Below are 8,187 nucleotides of genomic sequence, written 5' to 3' on the forward strand. Positions count from 1 at the left end.
GATAACAGCATAGCTTGACGGAAACGGCGGCGTTTGGCGGCCAAAGTCGATTTTTCGCGCCTGATTATGTATAATAATACTACCTGTATCATAGAAGAACCGGGCCGAAAAACGACGAAACGAAAGCGAGTGATCTTGGTTGGACGTAACAAAAATTGACCATCCGCGCGTCGTGAAAACGATGTCCATCTCCGAACTGAAACAATTGAGCGCCGACATCCGGCGGTTTTTAATTGAAAAGCTGTCGAAAACCGGCGGGCATATCGGTCCGAATTTAGGCGTCGTGGAGTTGACGATCGCCCTCCATCGGGAGTTTGACAGCCCGAAGGACAAGCTCATTTGGGATGTCGGCCATCAGTCATACGTGCATAAAATTTTGACCGGGCGCGCTGCCGAGTTTGATACGCTCCGGCAATACAAAGGGCTGTCCGGGTTTCCGAAGCGAAGTGAAAGCGAGCACGACGTCTGGGAAACAGGCCATAGCTCGACATCGCTGTCAGCGGCGATGGGAATGGCCATCGCCCGCGACTTAAAAGGAACCAATGAATACATCGTCCCGATTATCGGCGACGGGGCGCTCACCGGCGGCATGGCGCTGGAGGCGCTCAACCATATCGGCCATGAAAAAACGGATATGATCGTCATTTTAAACGATAATGAAATGTCGATCGCCCCGAACGTCGGGGCGCTGCATAACGTTCTTGGCCGGCTGCGCACCGCCGGCAAATACCAATGGGTGAAAGATGAGCTCGAGCTGCTGCTCAAGCGCATCCCGGCGGTGGGCGGCAAGCTGGCAGCGACGGCCGAACGGCTGAAAGACAGCTTGAAATATTTGCTCGTTTCCGGTGTTTTTTTTGAAGAGCTCGGGTTCACGTATTTGGGGCCGGTCGACGGTCACGATTTTGAAGACTTGCTCGAGAATTTGCGCTATGCAAAAAAAATGAAGGGCCCGGTGCTCGTGCATGTGATCACAAAGAAAGGGAAAGGCTACAGCCCGGCGGAAAATGACAAAATCGGAACGTGGCACGGAACGGGGCCATACAAAATCGAAACCGGCACGTTTGTCAAAACGAAGGAAGCCGGCCCGTCTTGGAGCGCGTTGGTCAGCGAAACGGTGCGCCGGCTCGCTCGCACTGATCCGCGCATTGTCGCCATTACCCCGGCCATGCCGGTCGGCTCGAAGTTGGAAGGGTTTGCAAGCGAGTTTCCGGAGCGGATGTTTGATGTCGGCATTGCCGAACAGCACGCGACGACGCTGGCGGCCGGGCTGGCGACGCAAGGGATGAAGCCGTTTTTGGCCATTTATTCAACGTTTTTGCAGCGCGCGTACGACCAAGTCGTTCACGACGTCTGTCGGCAAAACGTAAACGTCTTTTTCGCCATCGACCGGGCCGGATTGGTCGGCGCTGACGGCGAAACGCACCAAGGGGTATTTGATATCGCGTTTTTGCGCCATGTGCCGAACTTAGTGTTGATGATGCCAAAAGACGAAAACGAAGGTCAGCACATGGTGTATACGGCTATCCGCTATGACGGCGGGCCGATCGCCATGCGGTTCCCGCGCGGCAACGGACTTGGCGTGCCGCTTGACGAGGAGCTGAAAGAAATTCCGATCGGGACGTGGGAAGTGTTGCGCGACGGTCATGACGCGGCGATTTTGACGTTTGGCACGACGGTTTCAATGGCGCTCGAGGCCGCCGAGGAGCTGGCGAAAGACGGAATGTCTGTCAAGGTGGTGAACGCTCGTTTTATCAAACCGATGGATGAGACGATGCTTCACGATCTGCTTGAGCGTCGCCTGCCGATTTTAACGGTCGAAGAGGCGGTGCTGCAAGGCGGGTTTGGCAGTGCGGTCTTGGAGTTTGCCCATGATCATGGCTATCACGGAGCGGTCATCGAGCGGATGGGGATTCCCGACCGCTTTATCGAGCACGGCAGCGTTGGCGAGCTGCTCCGGGAAATCGGGCTGACGGCGGCTCATATCGTCGACCGGATCAAAACGATGGCGCCAAGAAAACAGAAAAGGGCTTGAAGACGATGAAGGAAAGAAAAGAACGAATCGATGTGCTGCTCGTGGAACGAGGATTGGCGGAAACGCGGGAAAAAGCGAAGCGGGCGGTCATGGCCGGGCTCGTCTATGCGAACGGCGTCCGGCTCGAAAAACCGGGGGAAAAGGTGCCGGCCGACATCCCGCTCGAGGTGAAGGGCAATCCGCTCCCGTATGTCAGCCGCGGCGGTTTGAAATTGGAAAAGGCGCTGCGCGACTTTCAAATCGATATCGAAAACAAAATCGTTCTCGATATCGGGGCGTCAACGGGAGGGTTTACCGACTGCGCCTTGCAGCATGGGGCGAGGCTGTCGTATGCCGTGGACGTCGGCTACAACCAGCTCGCTTGGAAGCTGCGCCAAGACGAGCGCGTTGTCGTGATGGAGCGGACCAACTTTCGTTACGTGACGCCCGACTTGTTTACAAAGGGGCTGCCGGAAGTGGCCGTCATTGATGTATCATTTATTTCGCTTCGCCTTATTTTGCCGGTTGTCAAAACGGTACTCGTGCCCGGCGGCGATGTCGTCGCCCTTGTCAAACCCCAGTTTGAAGCCGGTAAGGAGCACGTCGGCAAAAAAGGCATCGTCCGCGACCCCCGCATTCATCAAGACGTGTTGGAATCGATCGTTCGCTTTGCTTGCCAGCAAGGGTTTGACGTCGTTCATCTGTCGTATTCGCCGATCACCGGCGGTGACGGCAACATTGAGTTTTTGCTGCACGCCGTCTATCCCGGTGAAGACCGAGAGGGAGAAAACCGCCTAGCAGCGCCGATCGCGGATGTGGTGAGCGAGGCGCACGCCTGTTTGCGCGCTGGAGAGGTGCAGGGAAGCGGCCAGTAGGCGGGCTACAAAACCGGTTTCATCGCGGAAAGAGCAGGAGGTGGCCGAATGTGAACAAAGGACAAAGGCATATTAAAATTCGCGAAATCATTATGAACAACGACATCGAGACGCAGGACGAGCTCGTTGACCGGCTGAGGGAAGCCGGCTTTCGCGTGACGCAAGCAACCGTCTCGCGCGATATTAAAGAGATGCAGCTTGTCAAGGTGCCGATGGCCAACGGACGGTACAAATACAGCCTGCCGTCTGACCAGCGCTTCAATCCGCTGCAAAAGCTGAAGCGGGCGCTTGTCGATGTGTTTGTCAAGCTCGATGGGGCGGGCAATTTGCTCGTGTTGCGAACGCTGCCGGGCAACGCCCATGCCATCGGCGTCCTGCTCGATCATTTGGATTGGAACGAAATCGTCGGAACGATTTGCGGTGACGATACGTGCCTCATTATTTGCCGGACGTCGAAAGACGCGAACAAAGTATCCCGCCAGCTGCTTTCCATGCTCTAAAAGGTTGGTGAAAAACCGCTGTTTGCCTTGATCGATGATGGAACGCGTGAACATAGAAGCTGATGCAGCCAGTTTTTCTATTTGAGAAACGATTCCAAGAAGCGGTTGCGTGAGTCAATCACCGGCCCCCTAAAAAGCCGTTGATGAGACGAATGTTCAAAGCGATCGGTTCACCGATTCGAACATATGTGCTATAATGGGTAGGGAGAACGGATCGGACAGGCAAGGAGTGATGGAATGCTCGCGGAACTGTCGATTAAAAATTTTGCCATTATCGAGTCGCTCTCGCTGTCGTTCGACAAAGGACTGACCGTGTTGACCGGGGAAACCGGGGCGGGCAAATCGATCATCATCGATGCGATTCATCTGTTGATCGGCGGCCGCGGTTCCGCCGAATTCGTCCGCTTCGGCGCGGAAAAGGCAGAAATCGAAGGGCTGTTTTTGCTTGACGATGACCGCCATCCGTGCTGCCAAACATGCGCCGATGCCGGCATTGATGTGAGCGATGGAATGGTGGTGCTGCGTCGCGACATCTTAGCCAATGGAAAAAGTGTCTGCCGCATCAACGGCAAACTGGTGACGACGGCGACCTTGCGCGAAATCGGGGCGACGTTGGTGGACATCCACGGTCAGCACGAACATCAAGAGCTGATGGACCCGGCGCGCCATCTGCCGCTGCTCGACGAATTTGGCGGCGCTGAAACGGCGGCGGCGCTCGCCGCTTACCGCGCTGTATATGAGCGGTACGAAACATTGGTGAAAAAAATCAAAAAACTGAGTGAAAACGAACAGCAAATGGCGCATCGTCTCGATTTGCTGACGTTTCAGCTGCGCGAAATCGAGCAGGCGGCGCTCGAGCCGGGCGAAGACGAACGGCTGATGGAAGAGAAAGTGCGCATCGCCAACTTCCAAAAAATTTACACGGCGATCCAGCGAAGCTATGAAGCGCTAGCCGGCGAGGGCCGCGGTCTCGATTCGATCGGGGAAGCGATGCGCCAGCTCGCCGATGTCGCCGCCATGGACGCCGCCCTCAAAGAGGCGCACGATGCGACCGCGAACAGCTACTATTTGCTCGAAGAGGTCCTGTACAAGCTGCGCGATCAGCTCGAGGAACTCGAGTATGACCCGCTGCGGCTCGATGCCATTGAAAGCCGCCTCGCCGACATTCAACAACTGAAGCGGAAATACGGGGCGACGATCGCCGACATTTTGCAATATGCCGAGACGATCGCCGAAGAAATCGAAGCGATCGAAAACCGCGAAACGCATGTGCACGAGCTCGAGCGGCAGCTGGCTGCGGTAACCGATGAATTGCTCGCCGAGGCGAAGCGGCTGACCAACGTTCGGCAGGCGCACGCCCGGCAGTTGTGCGAGCGCATTCACCAAGAGCTGAAAGACTTGTATATGGACAAAACGAAGTTTGACATCGTCTTTGCGAAGCGGGAAGGCCCGCTTGACGCCCCGCTGGTCGACGGCGTGCCGGTCAAGTTTCACGAAGACGGCGTCGACGTTGTCGAGTTTTACCTTTCCACGAACGTCGGCGAACCGCTGAAACCGCTCGCGAAAGTGGCTTCCGGCGGCGAGCTGTCGCGCATCATGCTCGCCCTAAAAACGATTTTTTCCAAGCATCAAGGCGTCACATCGATCATTTTCGATGAAGTCGATACCGGGGTGAGCGGCCGCGTCGCCCAAGCGATGGCGGAAAAAATTTACCGCATCGCCAACCAGTCGCAAGTGCTGTGCATTTCGCACTTGCCTCAAGTCGCGGCGATGGCCGACACCCATTTGCTGATCGCCAAGGAAACGGACGGGGAGCGGACGAAAACGGTCGTGAGAAAGCTGGATGAAGAAGAAAAAGTGAAAGAGATCGGCCGCATGATTTCCGGCGTGGAGATGACGGAATTGACGAAACGGCACGCCAAAGAGCTGCTCGAATTGGCGGCGAAAATGAAACAATAAGCCGCCCGGCGAGGAGGGAAATTCACGTTGAAATGCCCGGTCAAGGGCGAAAATAAAACAAAGAAAGGCCCGGCTTTTGGTTGCTTGAGGCGGGCCGGTTTTGGACGTGCGAGCTGCCCGGATGCAACATCCATTCCGGGCAGCTTTTTTATGTTGGCGGCGATTATATTTTCCCCCGTTCAGGCAAAATTAAAACTGTAACCGTTTTTGCATGGTGTAGGCGGGAGCGAGGAGAGTGAACGACATTGAAGAAAGAGATGGCGCGAACAATCGCAGGAGTGCTGCTCCTTGGCATCATAACGGCCATCGGGTTGTCCAAGCCGATGAAGGAATATGGGCAAATCCCGAAACAGCTTGTTCTGTTTGAAGGTGATGCGGTCAAATGGAACACCGCCTCCCTTCCAGCGCAAGCGGCCGTGAATGTACAAAACGCTCCCGAAACGCTCGAAGTCGAGCAGAAAAACGGTTCATTGGCAGTCAAGGCGAAACGGCGCGGACAAGGAACAATGGTGCTTGAAGTCGCCGGGATGCCGATTAAGCAAGTGGATGTCAAGGTGCTGCCGACGCTCAAAGTCATTCCCGGCGGGCAATCGATCGGCGTCAAGCTCAATACGGTCGGCGTCCTTGTCGTCGGCTACCATCTTGTTGAAACCGACCATGGAAAACAATCGCCGGGCGAAGCGGCCGGCATCCAAGTCGGCGACATCATTACCGGCATCAATGGCCAAAAAATTGAAAACATGAGCGACCTCTCCCCTTTCATTGAGGAAGCCGGAAAAACAGGAAAACCGCTTCATCTGCAAATCCTGCGCGATCAGCACGCCATGACGGCGAAGCTCGTTCCGCTGAAAGACAAACACGATGGTGTCTACCGCATCGGCCTCTATATCCGCGATTCAGCCGCCGGCATCGGAACGATGACGTTTTATGATCCGAAGTCGAAAACGTACGGGGCGCTTGGCCACGTCATTTCCGATATGGACACGAAAAAGCCGATCGTTGTCCAAAATGGGCAAATCATGCGCTCGACCGTCACCTCGATTGAAAAAGGAACGAGCGGGAATCCCGGTGAAAAATTGGCCCGCTTTGCCGACGGGGAGAAAGTGATCGGCACCATCACCGTCAACAGCCCATTCGGCATTTTCGGCAAACTGACGAAACCGCTGCCGGATGGCCCGATCACCAAGCCGATTCCTGTCGCTTTGGCCAGTCAAGTGAAGGAAGGGCCAGCGAAAATGCTGACGGTGGTCGAAAACGACAAAGTCGAACAGTTTGACGTGGAAATTGTCAGCACCATTCCGCAGAAATTTCCGGCGACCAAAGGCCTCGTGATTCGCGTCACTGACCCGCGTTTGTTGAAGAAAACAGGGGGAATCGTCCAAGGGATGAGCGGCAGCCCGATCATCCAAGACGGCAAACTTGTCGGCGCCGTCACGCACGTGTTCGTCAATGACCCGACATCCGGCTACGGCGTCCATATCGAATGGATGCTTCAGCAGGCGGGAATCGATCTATATGGCAACCAAAAGAAAGCGAGCTGACGATCGTCGGCTCGCTTTTTGTCGCGGCTTGCCCAACCGCCCGGCTGTGCGAAGGACAAGCGAAAAAAAGAAAAAACGAGCAAAAATATGGCCATTTTTGCATAGATATTTGGTGAAACATCCGTTAGAATGGAGGTGGGATCACGATTTTTCGACAAACGTCTTTTTTCGAAAAACGAACATTGTCTAATCGACCCGTTTTTTGTTATAATTTTATTTTCAAAAAAATAAAAGGATTTTCCGCTGTTGTTGTCGAATGTACGTTAACGGAATGCTACATAGCAACAAAATGCGGGGGAGGACGATTCATTTGAGCATTAAAGTGTGCATTGCCGACGATAACCGGGAACTGGTGACATTGCTTGATGAATATATTTCCAGTCAACCGGACATGGAAGTGATTGGAACGGCATACAACGGCCAAGAATGCTTGCGCATGCTGGAGGAAAAACGGCCTGACATGTTGCTTCTCGACATCATTATGCCGCATTTGGACGGGTTGGCGGTGCTCGAGAAAATTCGCACCCATTTCGAACATCAGCCGAACGTGATTATGCTGACGGCGTTCGGGCAAGAGGACGTCACGAAAAAGGCGGTGGAACTTGGCGCCTCCTATTTCATTTTAAAGCCATTTGATATGGAAAACTTAGTCCATCATATCCGGCAAATTCACGGCAAAACGACGCCGATCGTCAAAAAGCCGCTGTCAGCGTACCAAACGCGCGACAATAAGCCGAAAAACTTGGACGCGAGCATTACGAGCATCATTCATGAAATCGGCGTTCCGGCCCATATTAAAGGCTATTTGTATTTGCGTGAAGCGATCGCGATGGTGTATCACGATATCGAACTGCTCGGCTCCATTACGAAAGTGTTGTATCCGGACATCGCCAAAAAATACAATACGACCGCCAGCCGCGTTGAACGCGCCATCCGTCACGCGATTGAAGTCGCTTGGAGCCGCGGCAACCTCGAATCGATTTCCTCGCTCTTTGGCTATACGGTGAGCGTTTCGAAAGCCAAGCCGACCAACTCGGAATTCATCGCCATGGTGGCCGATAAGCTGCGGCTTGAGCATAAGGCGTCGTGAGCAGCAGAAATCAGCTGAGGTTGGATTGACGGGCGGACAAAAGCGCTATTGTCAGCTTCTCGCGGCACCTGTTGAGCGCTGGCGCCGTGAGGCAACGTTTGTTGACGGATAAACTGATCGCTATCAACGAACGAGAGAGGCTGTCCCAAAAGGTCGGTAAAACGACCTTTTGAGGACAGCCTCCTGCTTTTGTTTTTACATTATTTGTCTA

The 8,187-nt window shown here is 54.4% G+C and carries 7 protein-coding genes; all 7 read left to right on the forward strand.

The annotated features are described in order from the left end of the window. Positions 1-139 precede the first annotated feature (139 nt). The 7 genes from dxs (at position 140) to spo0A (ending at position 7,976) form a co-directional block, all read left to right on the forward strand. Entirely contained in the window at positions 140-2,032 is a 1,893-nt protein-coding gene (gene dxs / locus B4113_RS02170) for a 1-deoxy-D-xylulose-5-phosphate synthase (RefSeq protein WP_033019358.1), read from the forward strand. 5 nt (positions 2,033-2,037) lie between these two features. Continuing rightward, complete coding sequence (locus tag B4113_RS02175; RefSeq protein WP_033019360.1) at positions 2,038-2,886, forward strand: TlyA family RNA methyltransferase; 849 nt, start codon at positions 2,038-2,040, stop codon at positions 2,884-2,886. Between the two features lie 50 nt (positions 2,887-2,936). Continuing rightward, positions 2,937-3,386, forward strand: a complete 450-nt coding sequence (gene ahrC / locus B4113_RS02180; RefSeq protein ID WP_033019362.1) for a transcriptional regulator AhrC/ArgR — start codon at positions 2,937-2,939, stop codon at positions 3,384-3,386. 237 nt (positions 3,387-3,623) lie between these two features. Then, positions 3,624-5,345, forward strand: coding sequence for a DNA repair protein RecN (gene recN / locus B4113_RS02185; RefSeq protein ID WP_033019364.1), 1,722 nt, complete (start codon positions 3,624-3,626; stop codon positions 5,343-5,345). Between the two features lie 27 nt (positions 5,346-5,372). Then, entirely contained in the window at positions 5,373-5,546 is a 174-nt protein-coding gene (locus tag B4113_RS19815; protein WP_156102735.1) for a hypothetical protein, read from the forward strand. A 44-nt stretch (positions 5,547-5,590) separates the two neighbouring features. Beyond that, positions 5,591-6,886: a SpoIVB peptidase gene (gene spoIVB, locus B4113_RS02190; protein ID WP_081897236.1), complete on the forward strand. Its 1,296-nt coding sequence runs from the start codon at positions 5,591-5,593 to the stop codon at positions 6,884-6,886. 271 nt (positions 6,887-7,157) lie between these two features. Further along, complete coding sequence (gene spo0A, locus B4113_RS02195) at positions 7,158-7,976, forward strand: sporulation transcription factor Spo0A (RefSeq protein ID WP_172418799.1); 819 nt, start codon at positions 7,158-7,160, stop codon at positions 7,974-7,976. Positions 7,977-8,187 lie beyond the last annotated feature (211 nt).

This window comes from Geobacillus sp. B4113_201601, assembly GCF_001587475.1.
GTDB classification, from domain to species: domain Bacteria; phylum Bacillota; class Bacilli; order Bacillales; family Anoxybacillaceae; genus Geobacillus; species Geobacillus icigianus.

Excerpts from the sequence above, each read along its gene's own strand:
- spo0A (WP_172418799.1), top strand. The coding sequence starts at position 7,158 with ATGCTACATAGCAACAAAATGCGGGGGAGGACGATTCATTTGAGCATT.
- B4113_RS02175 (WP_033019360.1), top strand. The coding sequence starts at position 2,038 with ATGAAGGAAAGAAAAGAACGAATCGATGTGCTGCTCGTGGAACGAGGA.
- recN (WP_033019364.1), top strand. The coding sequence starts at position 3,624 with ATGCTCGCGGAACTGTCGATTAAAAATTTTGCCATTATCGAGTCGCTC.